Genomic DNA, 22823 nt, shown 5'->3' with positions numbered 1-22823 from the left:
CTCCGGTGTACCGTGCCGTAGTGTTCCTCAGTCGTCTCGAGCCCCGCACCGCCCGCACCACCGTGGAGGTGGTCAAGTGCGTTGTGTGGCCGTTGGCCCTGCTCACGGTGCTGCACCGCGTGGTGATCAAAGCCGTCAACGGCTTCCGGACCGACGACTTCACACCCGTGTACAACGCGGCGCTGGCGTTCCTCAATCGGCAGCCCGTCTACACCGCGAACTTCCGGTGGGTCGATCCGCACTACCTGTATCCGCCGTCGGGCACTCTGCTGATCTCACCGATCGCAGTGATCGACCCCGAACGCTCCCGCTGGTTGTTCATTCTCGCCAACGCGATCGCGATCCTGATCGCGCTGTACCTGCTGCTGCGCATGTTCGGCTACGGTCTCGATTCCGTGATCGCGCCGATCCTCGTGCTCGGGGCGTTCAGCTCCGAAACGGTGACGAACACGCTGGTGTTCACCAACATCAACGGTCTCGTGCTGCTCGGGGAGATCGCGTTCCTGACGTTGCTGCTCGCGCGTCGCGACCTGTGGGCCGGCGTCGCGATCGGGTTGACGTTCGCGGTCAAACCGATCCTCGCTCCCCTGCTGTTCCTGCCCCTGGTCCGTGGCCAGTGGAAGGTGTTCGTCACGGCGGTGGCGATGCCGGTCGCGCTGATGGCGATCGCCTGGCCGCTCTCCGTCGACCCGTGGCAGTTCGTCGAACACACGACGCCCTACCTGCTCGAGGCCCGTGACTACTTCAACAGCGCAATCGTCGGAAACGGCATGTACTACGGCCTGCCGAGCTGGCTGATCCTGGGGCTTCGCGTCGTGCTCATGGCGATGGTGCTGGTGGCGCTGTGGTTGCTGTACCGCTACTGCCGCCACGACGAGCTGTTCTTCGTCGGCACCGCGACCGGCCTGCTGCTCACCGCCTCGTTCCTGCTCGGCTCGCTGGGCCAGATGTACTACTCGATGATGCTGTTCCCGCTGCTGATGACGGTGGTGCTGCCGAACTCGGTGATGCGCAACTGGCCGGCGTGGCTGGCCGTCTACGGCTTCCTCAGCTACGACAGCTGGCTGTCGGGCCGCTGGCCGGAGATGGGCCGCGCCGCCGAGTACATGAAGACGACGTTCGGGTGGTCGTTGCTGATCATCGTCGTGTTCGCGGTGCTGCTCGACCGGTACCTCGCCGCGCGTCGTGAGGGACGCCTGGATTCGGGCATCGAACCGGCATTCCTGTTGCCGAAGAAACCCGTCGCCGTCCCCGACGAACCGGAGGAACCCGAGGAGCGCATGGCCGCACAGGCCGTCCGCGACTAGCCTCGGCATCATGACTTCCACGCCCCGCCCGGAACCCGCACCGAAGGTCGAACGCAGCGACGAGGAATGGCGGGAGCTGTTGACTCCCGAGGAGTTCGCGGTGTTGCGCCGGGCGGGCACGGAACGCCCGTTCGTCGGCGAGTACACCGACACCGAGACCGAGGGTGTCTACGAGTGCCGCGCCTGCGGCGCGGAGTTGTTCCGCAGCAGCGAGAAGTTCCATTCGCACTGCGGGTGGCCGTCGTTCTACGATCCGGCCGATTCGGACGCGGTGATCCTGCGGCCCGACGATTCGCTGGGGATGCGCCGGGTGGAGGTGCTCTGCGCGTCGTGCCACAGCCATCTCGGGCACGTGTTCGAGGGCGAGGGTTATCCGACACCGACCGATCAGCGGTACTGCATCAACTCGATCAGCCTGCGCCTGGTCCCGGCGAACTGAGCCGCTCCGGCTGCGGGACCGGTCCGCAGCCGGGAGGATGTCGAGGCATGAGTGAGCACATCCTCGGCAGGCCGAAGGTCAAGGTGACGATCGTCGGGGCGGGCACCGTGGGGACCGCGATCGCGTATGCGTGCCTCATCCGGGGTTCGGCCGAGGCGCTGGCGTTGTACGACACGAATCCCGACAAGGTCCGGGCCGAGGTCCTCGACCTGAATCACGGCACCCAGTTCGCGCCACCGTGCCGGATCGAGGGCGGTGACGATCTCGCCGTCACCACAGGATCGGACATGATCGTGGTGACCGCCGGTGCCAAGCAGAAGCCCGGGCAGTCGCGGCTCGACCTCGCCGCGGCGAACGTGGCGCTGGTGCAGGTCCTGACGCCCGCGTTGCTCGAGCAGTCCCCGGACGCGGTGGTGCTGTTCGTCAGCAATCCCGTCGACGTCGTCACGCACGCCGCGATCGTCGCGACCGACGCCCCGCCCGGCCGCATCTTCGGTTCGGGGACCGTGCTCGATTCGGGACGCCTGCGTTTCCTGATCGCCGAGCGCGCCGGGGTCGCCGTGGAGAACGTGCACGCCGTAGTGGTCGGTGAACACGGCGACTCGGAGATCACGCTGTGGTCGGGGGCGACGATCGGCGGCGTCGCAGCAGCGAAGTTCGTGGCCGGCGACGGCACCTCCGCGCCCCTGTTCGACGCGGCGGCGCGCGCCGACATCTCCGCCCGGGTGGTGCACAGCGCATACGAGATCATCCGGGGCAAGGGCGCGACCAATCTGGCGATCGGGTTGTCCACGGCCCGGATCATCGAGGCGGTGCTGCGCGATCAGCACCGGGTGCTGCCGGTGTCGACCCTCCAGAGCGGTCCCGAGGATCTGTCCGGGGTGTGCCTGTCGCTGCCGACCGTCGTCGACAGCCGCGGGGCGGCCCAGGTGCTCGACGTGGCGATGTCCGACGAGGAGCGCGAGGGCCTGCGCGCCTCGGCCCGCACGCTGCGGGAGGTGCAGGCGACCCTCGAACGCTGAGAGCCCCGACGGGTCAGCGGGCGCGGACCACGGGCGGGTCGTACGCGCGGATCGGCGGCAGTTCGCCGTCGAATCGTTCGATCTCGACCAGCACGTGCTGCCCGGTGCAGCCGCGCGCCAGCGACGACGTGCCGATGTCGGGGGTCAGCACGTTCGGGTTGCCGTGCACGCACATCGAGTTCGGGTCCGACGGGTCGAGCGGGTCGTACCAGGCGCCCGTGGACAACTGCACGACGTCCGGCCGCAGCCCGTCGTCGAGCACCACACCGGCCAGGCACGCGCCGCGGTCGTTGAACACCCGCACGATGTCCCCGGCGTCGAGGCCGCGCGCCGCGGCCGCCTCGGGGTGCATGTGTAGAGGTTCGCGTCCGTGGATCTTCGAAGCCTGGCTGGTGGCGCCGTGGTCGAGCTGACTGTGCAACCGGGTGCGCGGCTGGTTCGCGATCAGATGCAGCGGGAACTGCTGCGCGCGGGCGCCGCCGAGCCATTCCTCCGGCTCGTACCAGGTGGGGTGTCCGGCGCAGTCGTCGTAGCCGAATCCGTCGATGTCGGCCGAGAAGATCTCGATGCGCCCGCTGGGGGTGCGGAGCGGATACGTGTCCGGATCCTCACGGAAGTCCTGGAACAACGTCAGGTCGTCCTCCGTGCGCATCCGCACGTGACCGCGATGCCAGAACTCCTCGAACTCGGGTGCCTCTCCCCCGTCGGCGAGGACGAATCCGCGCCACTGCTCGTAGAGGTGCTCGATCCACTGCCGTGCGGTGCGGTTCTCCGTGAACTGCGGTCCGAATCCCAGCCGGTGCGCGAGCGCGGCGAACGTGTCGTAGTCGTCGCGGGCCTGCGCGTAGCGGGGCGTCGCGGCCTGCATCGCCACCAGCAGCGGATCGTTGCGGGTGCACGAGAGATCCTCGCGTTCGAACGACGTGGTGGACGGCACGACGATGTCGGCGTGCTTGGCCATCGGCGTCCAGTACGGATCGTGCACGACGATCGTGTCGGGCCGTGCCAGCGCCCGCTTCAGCCGGCCGAGATCCTGGTGGTGGTGGAACGGGTTGCCGCCGGCCCAGTACACGAGCCGGATGTCGGGGAAGGTGCGGCGCCGTCCGTCGAAGTCGTACTGCTCCCCCGGCCGCAGCAGCAGGTCGGAGATCGCGGCGACCGGGATCGCCTCGTCGACCGGGTTCTGTCCCTGGAACAGCGTCGGCAGCGGATACGGCACCGGCGCGAGCCCGGGTTCGTTCATCGATCCGTATCCGTGCCCGAATCCCCCGCCCGGCACGCCGATCTGGCCGAGCATCGCGGCGAGCGTCACCCCGGCCCAGGGGGCCTGCTCGCCGTGGCGGACCCGCTGCAGCGACCACGTGACGGTGACCAGGGTCCGCCCGGCGGCCATGCGGCGGGCGAGGTCGGTGAGGGTTGCGGCGGGCAGGCCGGACAGGTCCGCCGCCCACTGCGGGGTCTTCGGGATGCCGTCGGTGCGCCCGAGCAGGTAGTCCTCGAACTTGTCGTAGCCGGTGCAGTAGCGGTCGAGGAACGCGCGGTCGGCGAGGTCCTCGGTGGCGAGCACGTACGCGAGGGCCAGCATGATCGCGACGTCGGTGCCGGGGCGCGGGGCCAGTCGTTCGGCGTCGCCGTGCAGGTCGTCGCGCAGCGGGCTGATCGACACGATGCGCCCGCCCCGGGCGCGCAACCGGTCGAGGGCGTCGCGGGTCGGATGGTTGCTGGTGCCCCCGTCGTTGACCGCGGTGTTCTTCAGCGGCACCCCGCCGAAACACACCATCAGGTCCGTCTCGCGGGCAATGACGTCCCAGTTGGTGGAGCGTGCGAACAGCTTCCAGTGCGTGCCCACGACCCGCGGCATGATCACGCCGGTGGCGCCGAGCGAATAACTGTGCACCGAGCGCGTGTAGCCGCCGAGCATCTTCAGGAACCGGTGGACCTGGCTCTGCGCGTGATGGAACCGGCCGGGCGACGACCACCCGTAGGAACCGCCGAAGATCGCACGGTTGCCGTGGGTGTCGACGACGCGGCGCAGTTCCCCGGCGAGCAGTCCGGTCAGTTCGTCCCACGACACGGCGACGAATTCGTCGCTGCCGCGGGCGCTGCTCGGCCCCGGTCCGTTCTCGAGCCAGCCGCGCCGCACGGCGGGACCGGTGATGCGGGACCGGTGCCGCACCGAGCCGGGCAGGTTGCCGAGAATCGCCGACGGGTCGGCGTCACCCGGGTACGGGTGCACGGCGGTGACCTCACCGTTCGCGGCTTCGGCCTCGTACATGCCCCAGTGGGACATGTGCGAGTACCGCCGCGGAGGCCTGCTGTGATTCGATTCGGCTTCCTGCTCCGGCATCCGCATCAGGGCAGCGCGTTGATCAGCCGGTCCGCGTCGACGCGGGGGCCGCTGAAGAACGGGGTCTCCAGACGCACGTGGTAACGGGCCTCGGTCGCGCGCAGATCGCGCATGAGGTCGACGATGCGGTCGAGTTCCGGAGCCTCGAAGGCGAGGATCCACTCGTAGTCACCGAGCGCGAACGCCGGGACCGTGTTCGCGCGCACATCCGGGTAGCCGCGGCCGGCCTTGCCGTGCTCGGCGAGGATGCGGCGACGGTCCTCGTCGGGCAGCAGGTACCAGTCGTACGACCGCACGAACGGGTACACGCAGATGTAGTTGCCGGGATCCTCGCCCGCGATGAACGACGGAACGTGGCTCTTGTTGAACTCCGCGGGGCGGTGCAGCGCCGTGTTCGACCACACCGGGTTGCTGGCGCGGCCGAGGATCGTGGTGCGGCGGAAGTCCGCGTAGAACTTCTGCAGATCCTCGATGCGCTCGGCGTGCGTCCAGAACATGAAGTCCGCGTCGGCGCGCATGCCGGCGATGTCGTAGATGCCGCGAACGACGACGTCGGTGTTCTCGTACGAGGCGAGGAACTTCTGCAGATCCTCGAGTGCCTCGGCGCGGTCGTCGCCCAGAACCCCGGGACGCACCTGGAACACCGACCACATCGCGTAACGCAGGGTCGAATTGAGCTTGTCGAAATCGAGACGTGCCATGTTCCTCATCCTGCCACTCGTGTCGTCAGCCGCGCTGCGGCCGTTGTACCCGATGCGACGCACGCCGGCACACCGACGCCGTGCAGCATCGCTCCGGCCACTTCGATGCCGTCGACGTCGGCGACCGCGGCCTCGAGTGCCGCGACGATCTCGTCGTGTCCCGCGCGGTACTGCGGCAGCCCGCCGTGCCAGCGCTGCACGAACGCGGCGACCGGTTCCGCGGTCACCCCGGTGACGGTCGCGAGGTCCTTGCGGGCCAGTGCGATCAGCAGATCGTCGTCGGCGTCGACGAGCCCGGCGTCGCCGAACCGCCCGAACGACGCGCGCGCCAGTTCCACATCACGCTCGGCCAGGTGCGGCCACTTGCGACTCGACAGCGTGAACGCCTTCGCCGACAGATCCTCGCCGGTCGCGACGAGGATCCCGGAGTTGCGGGGCAGCCCCGAATCCCGGGGCAGCGCGAGCGCGACGACCACCGACGACGCGAGCGGAATCCGGGCCGCCTGCTCGGCCCCGGCGGGAACCGCGTCGGCGAGCAGCGCGGCGGCCTGCGGCGCGGGCACCGCGAGGACGACGCCGTCGACCTCCCCGATCGGGTCGATCGACCATCTGCGGCCGGCGCGACGCAGCGCCGATGCCGCCGTGCCGCGGTGGATCTCGGCGTCGGCGGCCCGCTCGAGCGCGTCGAGCAACACGCCGTAGCCGTCGCGGAGTGTCCCGAAGACCGGGGCGGTCGACGGCGGCGGCAACGCCCGGCGCACGGCCTCGCTCAGGCTCGGCGCACCGTCGTCGAGTGCCGCGGCGAGCGTGGGGAGGGTCGCGCGCACACCGGCGGTGTCGGACAGGCCGGAGTACACCCCGCCGAGCAGCGGATCGACGCTGCGCCGCACCACCTGATCCCCGAATCGTGTCCCGACGAGTTCGGCGACCGAGACGTCTCCCCCGCGTTCCCAGTGGAACGGCAGGTCCGGTTCGGCGGCGATCCGGTCGAGGGTGGCGGTGTCGACGAGCCCGGCCAGTGCCTGCGCATCGGCAGGGATGCCCATCAGGGTGCCGCCCGGCATCGGATGCAGTTCGGCGCCCGCGTAGATCAGCGGCCGGGCACCGGCCGGGTACACGAGCTGATCGGTCAGGCCCAGTTCGTCGAGCAGCGCGGGCATCTCGGGGCGGCGGCCGATGAAGGCCTCGGCACCGACGTCGACGGGGTCGCCCGCGAGCGGCACGGTGCGCAGCTTCCCGCCGAGCCGATCGGACTGTTCCAGGATCACGATCCGGGCGCCGGCACCGAGGCTCGTCCGCAGCCGGTAGGCGGTCACGAGTCCGGTGACACCACCGCCGACGACTACGACGGTCGGCGTGCTCACAGCGAATGCACCAGTTCGACGACGCGGGTCAACACTGTCGGATCGGTGTCGGGCAGCACGCCGTGGCCCAGGTTGAAGATGTGGCCGGTGGCGCCGGCGGCGCGGGCACGATCGGCTTCGGCGGCGATCCGGCGCACCTCGCGTTCGATCACGTCCCACCCGGCGAACAGGATCGCCGGATCGAGGTTGCCCTGCAGGCCCTTGCCCGGGCCGATGCGACCGGCGGCGACGTCGAGCGGGATGCGCCAATCGACGCCCACCACGTCGGCGCCGGCTTCGCCCATCGCGCCGAGCAGCTCACCGGTCCCGACCCCGAAGTGGATGCGCGGCACCCGGGCCGCCTCGATCTCGGCGAACACCCGCTGCGAGTGCGGCAGCACGTACTCGCGGTAGTCGGCGAGCGAGAGCGCCCCGGCCCACGAATCGAACAACTGGATCGCGTCGACGCCCGCGTGCAGCTGTGCATGCAGGAACGCGATGGTGATGTCCGCCAGCCGGCCGAGCAGGGCGTGCCAGGTCGCGGGATCGGAGTGCATGAGCGCCTTGGTGCGCTCGTGGTTGCGGCTCGGTCCGCCCTCGACGAGATAGGAGGCGAGAGTGAACGGCGCGCCGGCGAACCCGATCAGCGGGGTGTCACCGAGCTCGCGGGTGAGCAATCCCACAGCGCGCGCGACCGCCCCGACCTCCTCGGCTTCGAGGGTCGGCAGCGCGGCGACGTCCGCGGCGGACCGCACCGGGTTCGCGACGACCGGACCGGTGCCGGCGACGATGTCGAGGTCGATCCCGGCGGCCTTGAGGGGCACCACGATGTCGGAGAAGAGGATGGCGGCGTCGACCTTGTGGCGACGGACCGGCTGCAGGGTGATCTCGCACACCAGTTCGGGCCGGAAGCAGGATTCGAGCATGCCGATTCCTGCCCGGATCTCCCGGTATTCGGGCAGCGATCTGCCTGCCTGGCGCATGAACCACACCGGTCGGTGGGTCGGCTCGGTGCCGCGCGCTGCGGCCAGCAACGGGGCCGTGTCGAGCCGGCGTCGGCTCGGGTACTCCGCGGGGGTGGTGGAGCCGACGTTCGTGTCTTCCAGGCCGGTCATCGATCCTCGTCTTCCAGGAGCATGGTTCGGTACCCGTCACGGCGGGCACGGGATGCTGCCCATGCTGCCACGCCGCCGTAGGCCTCCGGAATCGGCGCGCCTCCCGCGTGCTGTGCATCACCGGCACTAACGTCCGCTGTCGTGACCACCTCGCCCGCAGAACCCGCTCAGTTCCGCGCCGCGATCGAAGCGATGAACGCGGCGACGGTGCGCCCGGAGATCGAGGTCGGTCCGATCCGGCCGCCCCAACGACTGGCCCCGTTCAGCTACGCGCTGGGCGCCGAGGTGCTGCACGACGAATCCGGGCCGGTTCCCGAGGAATCCGAAGGCGACGCGTTCGGACGGTTGATCCTGTTGCACGATCCGTCCGGTGACGACGCCTGGGACGGCACGATGCGGCTGGTGGCCTACATCCAGGCGGACGTCGACGCGACGCTGGCGTCGGATCCGCTGCTCCCGGAGGTCGCGTGGAGCTGGCTCGTCGACGCGCTCGAGGCGCACGGACAACCGCTGACGGCGCTCGGCGGCACGGTCACGTCCACGAGTTCGGTGCGGTTCGGGGACATCGCCGGACCCGCGCGGGCCCACCAACTGGAATTGCGGGCGTCGTGGACGCCGCTGTCCGGCGAGCTGGGTCCGCACGTGGAGGCGTTCTGCGAGGTCCTCGCGTATGCGGCGGGTCTTCCCCCGGTCGGTGTGGTGCGCCTCCAGCGCTGACGCGGGGGCACCGGTCCCGACAGTCCGCGCTCGACCGCTCCGAATCGGTCTAGAGTCCATTTCATGTCGGTAGCAGAAGAAAACGAGTCCCTGCGGACACCCGTTCCCCTGCTCACCCCGCGCGACGGTGTCCCGGATGTGATCACCACCGCGGCGGGTGTCGACGCCGCCGCGGCTGCGCTGACGGCGGGAAGCGGGCCGCTCGCCGTGGACGCCGAACGCGCCTCCGGCTACCGCTATTCATCACGTGCCTACCTGATCCAGCTGCGGCGCGCCGGGGCCGGAACGGTGCTGATCGACCCGATTCCCACCGCAGGTGCGCTCGCACCGCTCGCCGAGGCGATCAACGGACTGGAGTGGGTGCTGCACTCCGCCGACCAGGACCTTCCGTGCCTGGCGGAGCTGGGCTTGCACCCGGATTCGGTGTACGACACCGAACTGGCCGGACGGCTCGCCGGGTTCGAGCGGGTCGGGCTCGCCGCGATCGTCGAGCGCATGCTCGGTTTCGAGTTGCGCAAGGGCCACGGTGCCGCGGACTGGTCCACCCGGCCGCTGCCCGAATCGTGGCTCAACTACGCGGCTCTGGACGTCGAGATCCTCGTCGACCTGCGGGACGCGATGGCCGAGGAACTCGATCGCCAGGGGAAGTCGCGATGGGCTGCCGAGGAGTTCGAGCACGTCCGGTCGGCGGGGCCGCCGGCACCGAAGCCGGACCGGTGGCGGCGCACGTCGAAGATCCACACCCTGAAGGATCCGCGGCGCCTCGCGATCGTGCGGGAACTGTGGACGACCCGCGACGAGATGGCGGCCCGCCGCGACATCGCGCCGGGTCGGGTGCTTCCCGATTCCGCCATCATCGCGGCCGCGGAGGCCGATCCGCGCAGCCCCGAGGAACTGCGCGCGCTGCCGGTCTTCGGTGGGCCGCGGCAACGCCGCTTGTCCCGGGTGTGGCTGGCCGCGATCGAACGTGCCCGCGCGCTGCCCCAGTCGCAGTTGCCGCCACTCGCGCAGCCGTTCGTCGGTCCCCCGCCGGCGAACCGGTGGTCGCGTCATCACCCGGAGGCGGCGGCGCGCCTGGCCGCTGCCCGTACGGAACTCACCGCGATCAGCGAGTCCGTGCAGGTTCCGGTCGAGAACCTGATCAGTCCGGAACTCGTGCGGCGGTTGTGCTGGGACTGGGACCCGGTCCCCGGTGTCGACGTCACCGAGTACATCGCGATGCGATTCGTCGAGGGCGGTGCCCGGCCGTGGCAGCGCGAGGTCGTGGCACCGAGGCTGGCGACCGTTCTGACGGCCTGAGCGGAACGATCGTTACCGGCAGCACGCCGGGGACGTGATGCCGGGACCGCCTCACGGGCGCAGGCGGCGGCCGACGCCGATCGCCGCGGCTCCGGCCACGACCGCGACCGCGGCGCCCCCGAGCACGCCGTGGTGCTGGGAGGCCCACACCTGCGGACTGTGTGAATGCGCCCGCTCGTCGAAGGCTCCGTGGGCACCGAAGTCCCGCCCCTCCTCGTCGTCGGCCGGGGTGAACAGGTTCTCCGGCTGGTCCGGGTCACGGGGTTGCTCGGTCTGCTGCGAGGCGTAGCCGGTCCGGGCCAGATACCGGTCGAGCAGACCGGGAGCGACGGCGTTGAGTGCCAGCGTGACGGCGGTGCTCGCCCCCACCCAGTACTCACGGCGTCGCGGGTGGTCGGCCGCGTGGAGCACCGCACGCGCGGCGACCTCGGGCTGGAAGATCGGCGGTACCGGCTGCGCCCGCTTGGGCAACCGCGAACGCACCCAGGAGAACTGCGGGGTGTTCACGGCGGGCATCTGCACCATTGTCACGTGCACGCCGCTGTGCTCGTGCAGCAGTTCGCAGCGCAGGGATTCGGTGAAGCCCTGGATGGCGTGCTTGGAACCGCAGTACGCGCTCTGCAGGGGGATGCCTCGATAGGCCAGCGCGGAGCCGACCTGTACGACGGAGCCGCGGTTCCGGGGTTTCATCCGGCGCAGTGCGGCACAGGTGCCGTAGACGTAGCCGAGGTAGTTCACCTCGGTGACGCGGCGGTACTCGGCCGCCGAGATCTCCGTCGCGGGCGCGAACACCGAGGTGAATGCCACGTTCACCCACACATCGATGGGTCCGAGTTCGTCCTCGGTGCGGCTCGCCGCCGCCTCCACGCGGTCCGGGTCCGCGACGTCGGTGGGTATGGGCAGCGCGGTGCCGCCGGCGGCGGTGACGTCGCGGGCGGCCGCGTCTAACCCGGCTTCGCCGCGGGCCAGCAGCGCCACCCGGGCGCCGCGGGCACCGTAGGCGCGGGCGACCGCCCGGCCGATACCACCGGTGGCGCCGGTGACCACCACGACCTGCGTCGGCATCTCGGTCATGACGATTCCTCTCGGCCGGGGTCCTCGGCCAGTCGATGGGCGGATTCGAACAGCAGGGCGTGGACGAAGCACTGCGGAAGGTTGCCGCGCAGCTGACGTTGTTCGACGTCGAACTCCTCGGTGAACAGTCCCGGCGAGCCACACGCGGAGCGGTTGCGTTCGAACCACCGCGCCGCGGCGGTCCGGTGTCCCTGCTGGTGCTCGGCCAGGGCCATCACGAATCCGCAGAGCAGGAAGGCGCCTTCGGCCGCCTCGAGCGGCCCCTTCTCGTGCCGGAACCGGTAGACGTAGCCTTCGCGACCGAGGTCGGCGCGCACGGCGTCGAGGGTCCGTCGGCTACGCGGATCGTCCGCCGGGACGGCACCGCGGATGGCCGGCAACAGCAGCGCGGCGTCGACCCGGTCGTCGCCGGGGGCACGCTGCCAGCGTCCGGACCGGTGCAGGCAGGTCTCGGTGGTGGCGGCGACGAGGGTGTCGGCGAGCGCGTTCCACCGGCCGGAGGGCCGTGCCGGCCCGTACCGCGCCATCGAGCGCAGCCCCGCCGCGCAGATCAGCCGGGAATGCGCCCAGTACCGGTCGTCGAGCTCCCAGATCCCCGCGTCGGCGTCGCGCCAGTGCTTCTCGATCGCCTCGACCGCGACGTCCACCGCCCGGTGGTGCACGGCGTCGAGCCGGTCGAGGCGGGCCGCGGCGGCGAACAGCACCAGTGCCTCGCCGAACACGTCGAGCTGGAACTGGGCGTTGACGTGATTGCCGGCGCGCACGTCCGCTCCCGGATATCCGGGCAGGTCCACGGTCTTCTCGTCGGGCACCCGGCCGCCCTCGACGGTGTAGGCGGGTTTCAACTCCTCACCGTCGGCGAGGAGTCGTTCGGAGACGAATCCGACAGCGGTGTCGAGGAGGGGATGCGGACCGGCGGTCGCGAACGCGACACCGGCGTAGCACTGGTCGCGGATCCAGCTGTAGCGGTAGTCGTAGTTGCGTCCCTGTTCGGCCCGCTCCGGCAGCGACGTCGTCGCGGCGGCGACCATGCCGCCGCTGCCACCGGTGAGGCCCCGCAACACCGCGGAGGCGAAGCGCGCGTCGCGGTCGGCGAGGGTGCCTTCGACCGGGGGTAGTGCGCGGTGCCAGGCGTGTTCGGTGCGGGTCCAGAGATCGTCGGGGTCCGGCGGACGGCCGGGCAGGGTCCGATCGCTCAGTTCCAGCACCAGGTCGTGGTATTCCCCGCACCGTAGCCGGACGGTCGCGGCGAGCCGGCCGTCGTGGATGTGTGCGTCGGGCGCGCCGGTCCAGCGGAGTCTCAGCGGGCCGGCACGCATCGTCCACACGCCGGATTCGGCCGTGATCGTGTCCATGGGTATCGCACCGAATCCGGCGGCGACGAGCAGTTCGACGTCGACCTGTGCGTCGGCGTCGGCGGCGACGATGCGGCGCAGCACGATCGCGGTGTGCGGGTCGCCGGGAAAGGCCAACGCGTCCCGCGATTCGACGATCCCGGTCGCGGTGACCCAGTGGCTGCGCCAGATGAGGGTGCGGTCCTCGTAGAAGCCACCCCAGGTGTAGCGGTCACTGTCCGGTTCGACGACATAGGCACCCGGGCCACCGAGCAGCGAGGAGAACACCGCGTCACTGTCCCAGCGGGGCGCGCACATCCACGCGAGATCCCCGCGGGGGCCGATGAGCGCACCGCGTTCCCCGTCCGCGATGAGCGCGTAGTCGCGCAGCACGTGCGGCCGGAGTCGGTGGTCGTGCCCGGTCGAGTCGGCCGGCGCCGGCGCGGTGCTCTCGCGGCACGCAGCCGGATCCGCCATCGGCACTTCCTTCCTGCCGTTTCGAGACCGTTCGGAACGGAATTCCCGGCGGGAAACCGGCTCAAACGGTGCTCGAGCGAATCGATGGTTCCGGTTGTGAATAGACACGCTGGAGCGGGGAACCCGAACCGAGTCCGATGTCGGTCCGTCGATCCGTGAGGAGGACCCGTCCGATGTCCAGCCAGAAGGTTTCCGACTATCTGCTCGAACGTCTGCGCGCGTGGGGAGTGAAGCACGTCTTCGCCTACGCCGGGGACGGGATCAACGGCATCCTCGCCGCCTGGGGACGTGCCGACGACGATCCGCAGTTCGTCCAGTCCCGCCACGAGGAGATGAGCGCCTTCGAGGCCGTCGGCTACGCGAAGTTCACCGACCGGGTCGGGGTGTGCATGGCGACGTCCGGGCCCGGCGCGATCCATCTGCTCAACGGCCTGTACGACGCCAAACTCGATCACGTTCCGGTGGTCGCGATCGTCGGGCAGACCAACCGCAGTGCGATGGGCGGGTCCTACCAGCAGGAGGTGGATCTGCTCAGCCTGTACAAGGACGTCGCCTCCGACTACGTGCAGATGGTGACGGTCCCCGAGCAGTTGCCGAACGTCCTCGACCGCGCGTTCCGGGTCGCGCTGACCCGCCGGGCCCCGACCGCCCTGATCATTCCGGCAGACGTGCAGGAACTGGACTACTCCCCGCCCGCCCACGCGTTCAAGATGGTGCCGTCCAGTGTCGGCTTCGACCGTCCCGCGGTGGATCCGGACGCCGATGCCGTGAGCCGGGCCGCCGATGTGCTGAACGCCGGCACGAAGGTCGCGATGCTGGTCGGACAGGGTGCGCGCGGCGCCCACGAGGAGGTCGCCCAGGTCGCCGACCTGCTGGGCGCGGGTGCGGCGAAGGCGTTGCTCGGCAAGGACGTGCTCTCCGACGAACTGCCCTGGGTGACCGGTGCGATCGGTCTGCTGGGCACCCGGCCGAGCTACGAGATGATGCGGGACTGCGACACCCTCCTCACCGTCGGTTCGAGCTTCCCGTACACCCAGTTCCTGCCCGGTTTCGAACAGGCCCGGGCGGTGCAGATCGACATCGACGGCAGCATGATCGGCATGCGCTATCCGTACGAGGTGAACGTCGTCGCGGATGCGAAAAGCGCTCTGCGCGCGTTGATTCCGAACTTGCGGCGCAAGGAGGACCGGACCTGGCGGGAGAAGATCGAATCCGACGTCGCCCGTTGGTGGGAGACGATGGACAAGCAGGCCGAGGTGGACGCCGATCCGATCAACCCGCTGCGCATGTTCGCCGAGGCCTCGACACGGCTGCCGGACGACGCGATCGTCACGGCGGACTCCGGCTCGGCCGCGAATTGGTATGCGCGGCAACTGAAATTCCGGCCCGGAATGCGCGGATCGCTGTCCGGGACCCTCGCGACGATGGGACCGGGCGTGCCCTACGGGATCGGCGCCAAGTTCGCGCATCCGGGCCGCCCGGTGATCGTCTTCGCGGGCGACGGGGCGATGCAGATGAACGGTCTCGCCGAGCTGATCACCGTCAAGCGGTACTGGCAGCAGTGGGACGATCCGCGGCTGATCGTCGCCGTCCTGCACAACAACGACCTCAACCAGGTCACGTGGGAGATGCGGGCGATGTCCGGCGCCCCGAAATTCGTGGAGTCCCAGACGCTTCCGGACGTCGACTACGCGGCCTTCGCAGCCGGTCTCGGTCTCGGTGGCGTCACCGTCACCGCTCCGGACGAACTGGCGGGGGCGTGGGAGACGGCCCTGTCCGCGGATCGCCCGACCCTCCTGGACGTGCACACCGATCCGGATATGCCGCCGATCCCGCCCCACGCGACCTGGGATCAGTTCAAGTCCACGACCGCCGCGGTCCTGCAGGGCGACGAGGACGCGTGGGGATTCGTCACGACCGGCCTGGCGACGAAGGTCCAGGAGTTCCTGCCGCACAAGAACGGATGAGCCGGCGTGCTCGACGCACCGATCGAGGAGATCACCGCCACGGCGTACACCGTGCCCACCGACACCGAGGAGGCGGACGGCACGCTCGCGTGGACGTCGACCACCCTCGTGCTGGTGCGCGTGGCCGCGGGCGGACGGGTCGGCACCGGATGGACCTACGGGCCCGTCGCCTGCGCCGACGTGGTCACCGACATCCTCGCCGACGAAGTTCTCGGGTGCGATGCGTTCGCGACCGGTCGCGCGTACGAGCGCATGTACCGGTCGGTGCGCAACGCCGGACGCCCCGGGGTGGCGGCCTGCGCGATCTCCGCGGTGGACGTCGCCCTCTGGGACCTCGCGGCGAGACTGCTGGGACTGCCGCTGCACCGGCTGCTCGGCGCGGTGCACGACCGGGTCCCGGTGTACGGCTCCGGCGGGTTCACCACCTACGACGCGGATCGGCTCACCGCACAGCTCGAATACTGGGTGCACGTCCAGGAGATTCCCCGGGTGAAGATCAAGATCGGCCAGGACCGCGGCGCCGCGACCGACCGCGATCTCGCTCGTATCCACTTGTCCCGCAACTCGATCGGTGACGACGCCGAACTGTTCGTCGACGCCAACGGCGCGTACGGGGTCAAGCAGGCGATCCGGGTGGCGTCGGCCGCGGCGGACGCGCGGGTGCGATGGTTCGAGGAGCCGGTCTCCTCCGACGACCTAGACGGGCTACGACGCGTCCGTGAGGCGGTCGACGCCGACGTCACCGCCGGCGAATACGGCTACGACCTGACGTACTTCCGCCGCATGTGCGCAGCCGGCGCCGTCGATTGCCTGCAGGCCGATGTGTCCCGGTGCGGCGGGATCACCGAATGGCGGCGCGTCGCCGCGGTCGCCGCGTCCCACCACCTCGACATCTCCGGGCACTGCGCACCGCACCTGCACGTGCACGTCGCCGCCGCGACCCCGAACCTGCGGCATCTGGAATGGTTCCACGATCACGTCCGGATCGAGTCCCTCTTCTTCGACGGCGACCTCGACCCCACCGGAGGATTCCTCCGCCCCGATCCGGATGCACCGGGACACGGCCTGTCGCTGCGGGTGGGCGACATCGACCGGTACCGCGTGCACGGACCCCACCCAAATACCGCCGGAAAGGATTGACCGGCAATGACTTCCGAACTCCACCGGTCCACACTGCCGTTCACCGCGCTCGAGCAGGACCTGCGGGACCGCGTCGACGGCGAGGTCCGGTTCGACCCCGGTTCGCGCGCCGCGTACTCGACCGACGCCTCGAACTACCGTCAGGTGCCCATCGGTGTGGTGGTGCCCCGGACCCCGGAAGCCGCGGTCGCCGCGGTCGCGGTGTGCCACGAACGCGACGTGCCGGTGCTCTCCCGCGGTGGCGGCACCAGCCTGGCCGGTCAGTGCTGCAACACCGCGGTGGTGCTCGACTGGACCAAGTACTGCCACCGCGTGCTGTCGGTGGACGCCGACGCCGGCACCGTGCAGGTCGAACCCGGCATCGCGCTCGACGTCCTCAACAACAAGCTCGACCCGGACGGCCTGATGTTCGGTCCGAAGCCCTCGACGCACGTGAGCTGCACCATCGGCGGCATGATCGGCAACAACTCGTGCGGTTCGACGGCCCAGGCGTACGGCAAGACCGTCGATTCGGTGCGCCGCCTCGAGGTGCTCACCCACGACGGGTTGCGGATCTGGGTCGGAGCCACCGACGACGACGAGTTCGACCGGATCGTTGCCGCCGGGGGCCGGCGCGCCGAGATCTACCGGGGGCTGCGCCGGTTGCGCGACTCGTACGCCGACGAGATCCGCGCCCGCTACCCACGGATTCCGCGGCGCGTGTCCGGCTACAACCTCGATTCACTGTTGCCGGAGAACGGTTTCCACGTGGCGGGATTGCTCACCGGCTCGGAGAGCACCCTGGTCACGGTGTTGCGCGCCGAACTGGATCTCGTTGCGGTCCCGGCCGCCGAGACGCTCGTCGTCGCCGGATTCGGCGACATCGTCGAGGCCGCGGACGCGGTGCCCCTCGTACTCGAACACGATCCAGCCGCACTCGAGGGCATCGACCACCGGCTCGTCACGCTCGAGCACAGCAAGCGCCTCGCCGAGAAGGCGCTCGCCGAACTGCCGGAGGGATCCGCGTGGCTGCTGGCGCGGTTCACCGGCGACAGCACCGACGAGTCGGACGAGCGGGCCCGCGCGATGATCGCACACCTGGAACGCGACAGGTCGGCGTCGACGCGCGTGCTCGACGACCCGGCCCTCGAGAAGAAGGTGTGGGCCGCGCGCGAGGCGGGACTCGGCGCCACCGCCTATCCCCCGGACGGGCCGGAGACCCACGAAGGCTGGGAGGACGCGGCGGTCCCCCCGGAGCGTCTCGGCGACTATCTGCGGGACTTCCGGGATCTGCTCGACCGGTACGACTACGGCACCGCCTCGTTGTACGGGCACTTCGGCCACGGGTGCGTGCACACCCGCATCCCCTTCGATCTGCGTACCGCGCCCGGCGTCGCACGCTACCGCCGTTTCGTGGAGGAGGCCGCACACCTGGTCGTCGGATACGGCGGGTCGCTGTCCGGGGAACACGGCGACGGCCAGTCCCGCGGAGAGCTGTTGCCGATCATGTTCGGCGACCGGCTGGTCACGGCGTTCGGGGAGCTCAAGAACCTGTTCGATCCCGGTAACCGGATGAATCCCGGCAAGATCGTCGCGCCCTACCGGCTCGACGAGAACCTGCGCCAGGGTTCCGCGTACCTGCCGCTCGAACCCGCGACCCGGTTCGGGTTCCCGGACGACGACCACCGCTTCTCGCGCGCCGCCGCGCGGTGTGTGGGCGTGGGCAAGTGCCGCGGTCACGAGTCCGGAGTGATGTGCCCGAGCTACCGGGCCACCGGCGAGGAGGAGCACTCCACCCGCGGTCGCGCCCGGCTGCTGTTCGAGATGCTCAACGGCGAGGTCATCACGGACGGATGGCGCTCGGAGGCGGTCCGGGACGCGCTCGATCTGTGCCTGGCCTGCAAGGGCTGCCTCTCGGACTGCCCCGTCAACGTCGACATGGCCACCTACAAGGCCGAGTTCCTGTTCCACCACTACCGCGGCCGGGTGCGTCCCCGCGCGCACTATTCGATGGGCTGGCTGCCGGTGCTGGCCCGGGTCGCCTCGGCGGCCCCCTCCGTGGTCAACGCCGCCGCCCACGCGCGTGGGTTGTCGCCGCTGCTCGCCCGGGCCGGGGGCATCGACCCTCGGCGAACTCTCCCGCGGTTCGCCCGGCAGCGGTTCACGCAGTGGTGGCGACGGCGCGAGCCCCCGCCGCCGCACCGAGTGCACGGGCCGGTGGTGTTGTGGCCGGACACGTTCACCGACAACTTCGAGCCGGACATCGCCCGGGACGCCGTGACGGTGCTCGAAGCCGCAGGATTCGCGGTCGAGGTGCCCGAGGAGTTCGCCTGCTGCGGCCTGACGTGGATCTCGACGGGACAGCTCGCGGTCGCGCAGAAGGTGCTCACCCGTACCCTGCGGCTGCTCGCTCCGGTCCTGCGTTCCGGCACTCCCGTCGTGGTGCTCGAGCCGAGTTGCGCGGCGGTGTTCCGGTCGGATCTGCCCGAGTTGATGCCCGGCAACGAGGACGCCCGGCGGCTGGCGGCGCAGACATTCACCCTCGGGGAGTTGCTGCAGTCGAGGGCGCCGGACTGGCGCCCGTCGCACGCGCTCGGGGTGCCGGCGCTGATTCAGCCGCACTGCCACCAGCACGCGGTGATGGGCTACCGCGACGACGCCACGGTGCTGGACCACGCGGGTGTGGACACCACTGTTCTCGACGCCGGTTGCTGCGGGCTCGCCGGGAACTTCGGATTCGAAGCCGGCCACTACGAGGTGTCGGTCGCGTGCGCCGAGGACAAGTTGCTGCCTGCGATCCGGGCGGCCGATCCGGGGACGACGATTCTGGCGGACGGGTTCAGCTGCCGTACACAGATTCGCGACCTGTTGCCCTCGGTGACCCCGCAGCACGCCGCACAGCTGCTCGCCGCCGCGGTCCGAGGGGGCTCGGACACGTGATCGACACCATCGCATCACAACCCCGCAACCGCGTCTCCCACCTGTGCCGAAGGTGATAAGTTACTCGGCGGTAACGTCGGGTAGGCTCTCATGCGTCGGACCTTCCACGGCCGGAACCCACCGCTCGTCGCGGACTGCGACGAGACGAGAGCATCGCTCCATCAGGAGGAATCAGCGTGGCTCCAACCACCTCAACGCAACGCGGCGTCGTGTTCGTCGACGGCATCCGCACCCCCTTCGGCAAGGCCGGGGCGAAGGGCATCTACGCCGAAACCCGCGCCGACGACCTGGTCGTCAAGGCGATCCGCGAGCTTCTGCGCCGCAACCCGCAGCTGCCGCCGGAGCGCGTCGACGAGGTCGCGATCGCGGCCACGACCCAGACCGGTGACCAGGGCCTGACCATCGGCCGCACCTCGGCGATCCTCGCAGGTCTGCCCGAGACCGTTCCCGGTTTTGCGATCGACCGCATGTGCGCCGGTGCGATGACCGCCGTGACCACCACCGCGTCGGGCATCGGCTTCGGCCAGTACGACGTCGTCGTCGCCGGTGGCGTCGAGCACATGGGCCGCCACCCGATGGGCGAGGGCGCGGACCCGAACCCGCGCTTCCTCGCGGACCGCCTGGTCGACCCGTCCGCGCTGGTCATGGGCAACACCGCCGAGAACCTGCACGACCGGTTCCCGTCGATCACCAAGGAGCGCACCGACGCCTACGCCGTCGCGTCGCAGAACAAGTACGACGCCGCGAAGAAGGCCGGCTTCATCGCCGACACCATCACGCCCGTCGCCACCCGGTCGGCGAACGGCTGGGGCCTGGCCACCGAGGACGAGCCGCCGCGCCCCGGCACCACCGTCGAGGACCTCGCCCAGCTCAAGACGCCGTTCCGCACCGCGGGCCGGATCACCGCAGGCAACGCCGCCGGTCTCAACGACGGCGCGACCGCGTGCATCCTGGCCGGTGAGGACACCGCCGCCGAACTGGGCCTGCCCGTGGGTATGCGGATGGTCGGCTTCGCGTTCCAGGGTGTCGATCCCGCCGTCATGGGCATCGGCCCGGTCCCCGCGACCGAGAAGGTGCTCGCCCGGACCGGTCTGAAGATCGAGGACATCGGCCTGTTCGAGATCAACGAGGCGTTCGCCGTGCAAGTGCTCGCGTTCCTCGAGCACTTCGGCATCGCCGACGACGACCCGCGCGTCAACCAGTGGGGCGGCGCCATCGCCTGCGGCCACCCGCTCGCCTCCTCGGGTGTGCGCCTGATGACCCAGCTCTCCCGCCAGTTCGCGCAGAACCCGGACGTCCGCTACGGCCTGACCACCATGTGCATCGGCCTCGGCATGGGCGGCACCGTCATCTGGGAGAACCCCAACCACGCCGACTACCGGGCGGGAGAGAAGTAAATGACCGCAATAATCGATGCTTTCGCCGACGAGGTAGTCACCAACGCGTACACGAAGCTGGTGTCCGTTCCCGGTATCGAGGGCAAGGTCGCGCTGATCACCCTCGACAACGGTTTCGACCACACCAAGCCGAACTCGTTCGGCCCGAAGGGTCTGCTCGCGTTCGACGCCGCGCTCGACGAGGCCTTCGCCGCGAACCCCGCCGCGATCGCCGTCACCGGCAAGCCGTTCATCTTCGCCGCGGGCGCGGACCTCAAGGGTGTGCCCGCCGTGACCACCCGGGAGCAGGGCCTCGAACTCGGGCAGCTCGGCCACCGGGTGTTCGGCCGCCTGTGCACCTCCGAGGTCCCGACCTTCGCGTTCGTCAACGGCCTCGCCCTCGGCGGCGGCCTCGAGGTGGGTCTGCACTGCCACTACCGCACCGTCGCCGACAACGTGCCGGCCCTCGGCCTGCCCGAGACCATGCTCGGCCTCGTCCCGGCGTGGGGCGGCACCCAGCTGCTGCCGAACATCGTCGGCCCGGACGCCGCGGTCACGCTGATCCTGGAGAACCCGCTCAACAACGGCCGCACCATCAAGGCGAAGCAGGCCGCCGACCTCGGCTACGCGGACATCGTCCTCGGATCCGCGGACTTCCTCGAGCAGTCCCTCGCGTGGGCCGCGAAGGTCCTGGCCGGCGAGATCACTCCGGCCCGCCCGGAGATCGACCGCGGCGCCGGCTGGGATGCCGCGATCGCCCGCGCCAAGGCGCTCGTCGACGGCAAGACCCGCGGCTTCGCTCCGGCTCCGGCCAAGGCGATCGAGCTGCTCGAGACCGCCCGCGGCACCGACATCTCCGACGCGGCGTCCCTCGCGGCCGGGTTCGCCGCCGAGGACGAAGCGCTGGCGGACCTGCTGCTCTCCGACGAACTGCGCGCCGGCCTGTACGCGTTCGACCTGGTCAACAAGCGCGCCAAGCGCCCGGCCGGAGCCCCGGACAAGTCGCTGGCCCGCAAGATCACCGGCGTCGGCATCGTCGGCGCGGGCCTGATGGCCAGCCAGCTCGCGCTGCTGTTCGTCAAGCAGCTCCAGGTCCCGGTGATCCTCACCGACATCGACCAGGAGCGCATCGACAAGGGTGTCGGCTACGTCCATACCGAGATCGACAAGCTGCTGGGCAAGGGCCGGCTGTCCCCGGACGCCGCCAACCGCCTCAAGGCACTGGTGACCGGTTCGCTCGACAAGGCCGCGTTCGCGAAGACCGACTTCGTCATCGAAGCCGTCTTCGAGAACATGGACGTCAAGAAGAACGTGTTCGCCGAGCTCGAGCAGCACATCTCCCCCGAGACGATCCTGGCGACCAACACCTCGTCGCTGTCGATCACGGAGATGGCGGCGGATCTGCAGCACCCGGAGCGGGTCGTGGGCTTCCACTTCTTCAACCCGGTCGCGGTCCTGCCGCTGCTCGAGGTCATCAAGGGCGAGAAGACCGACGACGCGACCCTCGCAACGGCGTTCGCGACCGCGAAGGCGCTGAAGAAGTCGGCGGTGCTGTGCGGCGACAAGCCGGGCTTCGTGTTCAACCGCCTGGTCACCCGCACGCTCGGCGAGGTCATCGCCGCCGTCGACGAGGGCACCCCGTTCGACGTCGCGGACAATGCGGTGGCCGCGCTCGGCATGCCGATGAGCCCGTTCACGCTGCTCGCGCTCGTCGGCCCGGCGATCGCCCTGCACACGGGTGAGACGCTGCAGGCGGCGTACCCGGATCGGTTCAAGCCGTCGGCCGGCCTGTCGGCCCTCGTCGAGGCCCGCAAGCCCGGCGTGTGGACCTACGGCGAGAACGGTCAGGTCGTCGATCCCGAGGTCGCCGCGCTGTGGCCGCAGGGTGACAAGCCCTCCACCGCCGACGAGGTGCTCGACCGCACCCGCCGCGCGTTCGCCGAGGAGATCCGCATCATGCTCGAAGAGGGCGTGGTCGCGGCTCCCCAGGACATCGACCTGTGCCTGATCCTCGGTGGCGGTTTCGCGTTCTGGAACGGTGGCATCACCCCGTACCTGGACCGCACCGGAACCTCGGAAGCGGTGAACGGCAAGCGATTCCTCGAGCCGGGAGTCGCCAGCGTCCCCCGCTGACCTCCGCCCTCGACGAACCGGCACCCGACGACGGCGCATCACCGCACGGTGATGCGCCGTCGTTGCACAAACGGCCGTGCGAGCAGGCACTTCCGGCGTAGCGTTGATTCGGA

Annotated in this window: 16 protein-coding genes; 10 read left to right on the top strand and 6 right to left on the bottom strand. The window is 70.2% G+C overall.

Translation table 11 applies throughout. From position 1 onward, the window contains the following. Positions 1-20 precede the first annotated feature (20 nt). Genes ACWDUD_RS09505 through ACWDUD_RS09495 form a run of 3 tightly spaced genes read left to right on the top strand, consistent with a single transcriptional unit; the run spans position 21 to position 2768 of the window. On the top strand, positions 21-1307 hold the full coding sequence (locus tag ACWDUD_RS09505; RefSeq protein ID WP_450109152.1) for a glycosyltransferase family 87 protein: 1287 nt from the start codon (positions 21-23) through the stop codon (positions 1305-1307). A 10-nt stretch (positions 1308-1317) separates the two neighbouring features. Beyond that, complete coding sequence (msrB, locus tag ACWDUD_RS09500) at positions 1318-1746, top strand: peptide-methionine (R)-S-oxide reductase MsrB (protein ID WP_450109151.1); 429 nt, start codon at positions 1318-1320, stop codon at positions 1744-1746. Positions 1747-1793: 47 nt separating this feature from the next. Then, complete coding sequence (locus tag ACWDUD_RS09495) at positions 1794-2768, top strand: L-lactate dehydrogenase (protein WP_450109150.1); 975 nt, start codon at positions 1794-1796, stop codon at positions 2766-2768. Positions 2769-2781: 13 nt separating this feature from the next. On the opposite strand, the gene ACWDUD_RS09490 is transcribed toward ACWDUD_RS09495, so the two are convergent. The 4 genes from ACWDUD_RS09490 to hemE all read right to left on the bottom strand — a co-directional run bounded on the left by ACWDUD_RS09490 (position 2782) and on the right by hemE (position 8274). Continuing rightward, a complete protein-coding gene (locus tag ACWDUD_RS09490; RefSeq protein ID WP_450109204.1) occupies positions 2782-5058 on the bottom strand; it encodes a molybdopterin-dependent oxidoreductase in 2277 nt (758 codons plus the stop codon). 62 nt (positions 5059-5120) lie between these two features. Beyond that, the gene (gene hemQ / locus ACWDUD_RS09485; RefSeq protein ID WP_248675140.1) at positions 5121-5816 is read right to left on the bottom strand and encodes a hydrogen peroxide-dependent heme synthase; all 696 of its coding nucleotides are present in this window, start codon (positions 5814-5816) and stop codon (positions 5121-5123) included. A 5-nt stretch (positions 5817-5821) separates the two neighbouring features. Further along, positions 5822-7180: a protoporphyrinogen oxidase gene (locus ACWDUD_RS09480; RefSeq protein WP_450109149.1), complete on the bottom strand. Its 1359-nt coding sequence runs from the start codon at positions 7178-7180 to the stop codon at positions 5822-5824. Continuing rightward, the gene (hemE, locus tag ACWDUD_RS09475) at positions 7177-8274 is read right to left on the bottom strand and encodes a uroporphyrinogen decarboxylase (RefSeq protein WP_197252530.1); all 1098 of its coding nucleotides are present in this window, start codon (positions 8272-8274) and stop codon (positions 7177-7179) included. The genes ACWDUD_RS09480 and hemE overlap by 4 nt, the downstream gene beginning before the upstream one ends. A 141-nt stretch (positions 8275-8415) precedes the next feature. On the opposite strand from hemE, the gene ACWDUD_RS09470 reads away from it, so the two are divergent. Then, positions 8416-8991: a DUF3000 domain-containing protein gene (locus ACWDUD_RS09470; RefSeq protein WP_197252531.1), complete on the top strand. Its 576-nt coding sequence runs from the start codon at positions 8416-8418 to the stop codon at positions 8989-8991. A gap of 63 nt (positions 8992-9054) precedes the next feature. Then, complete coding sequence (locus tag ACWDUD_RS09465) at positions 9055-10290, top strand: HRDC domain-containing protein (RefSeq protein WP_197252532.1); 1236 nt, start codon at positions 9055-9057, stop codon at positions 10288-10290. A gap of 51 nt (positions 10291-10341) precedes the next feature. Here the strand turns inward: ACWDUD_RS09465 and ACWDUD_RS09460 are convergent, their stop codons facing one another. Together ACWDUD_RS09460 and ACWDUD_RS09455 are read right to left on the bottom strand one after the other, a co-directional pair. Continuing rightward, on the bottom strand, positions 10342-11364 hold the full coding sequence (locus ACWDUD_RS09460; protein WP_248675136.1) for an SDR family oxidoreductase: 1023 nt from the start codon (positions 11362-11364) through the stop codon (positions 10342-10344). Further along, positions 11361-13175, bottom strand: a complete 1815-nt coding sequence (locus tag ACWDUD_RS09455) for a glycoside hydrolase family 15 protein (protein ID WP_450109148.1) — start codon at positions 13173-13175, stop codon at positions 11361-11363. Before ACWDUD_RS09455 ends, ACWDUD_RS09460 begins: the two co-directional genes overlap by 4 nt. A 173-nt stretch (positions 13176-13348) precedes the next feature. Here ACWDUD_RS09455 and ACWDUD_RS09450 point away from each other — a divergent pair, with 173 nt between their 5' ends. The 5 genes from ACWDUD_RS09450 to ACWDUD_RS09430 all read left to right on the top strand — a co-directional run bounded on the left by ACWDUD_RS09450 (position 13349) and on the right by ACWDUD_RS09430 (position 22710). Beyond that, positions 13349-15142, top strand: a complete 1794-nt coding sequence (locus ACWDUD_RS09450; RefSeq protein WP_450109147.1) for a thiamine pyrophosphate-requiring protein — start codon at positions 13349-13351, stop codon at positions 15140-15142. 6 nt (positions 15143-15148) lie between these two features. Then, on the top strand, positions 15149-16282 hold the full coding sequence (locus tag ACWDUD_RS09445) for an enolase C-terminal domain-like protein (protein WP_450109146.1): 1134 nt from the start codon (positions 15149-15151) through the stop codon (positions 16280-16282). A 6-nt stretch (positions 16283-16288) separates the two neighbouring features. Continuing rightward, on the top strand, positions 16289-19201 hold the full coding sequence (locus ACWDUD_RS09440) for an FAD-binding and (Fe-S)-binding domain-containing protein (protein ID WP_450109145.1): 2913 nt from the start codon (positions 16289-16291) through the stop codon (positions 19199-19201). Between the two features lie 176 nt (positions 19202-19377). Beyond that, positions 19378-20598 carry a thiolase family protein gene (locus ACWDUD_RS09435; RefSeq protein WP_197252536.1) on the top strand — a complete coding sequence of 407 codons (1221 nt, stop codon included), beginning with the start codon at positions 19378-19380 and terminating at the stop codon, positions 20596-20598. Then, positions 20599-22710, top strand: a complete 2112-nt coding sequence (locus ACWDUD_RS09430) for a 3-hydroxyacyl-CoA dehydrogenase NAD-binding domain-containing protein (RefSeq protein WP_450109144.1) — start codon at positions 20599-20601, stop codon at positions 22708-22710. Positions 22711-22823 lie beyond the last annotated feature (113 nt).

The organism is Rhodococcus sp. NPDC003382 (assembly GCF_053589135.1).
Note: the sequence above shows the minus strand (reverse complement) of the source record. Positions and strands in the feature narration are given on the sequence as shown.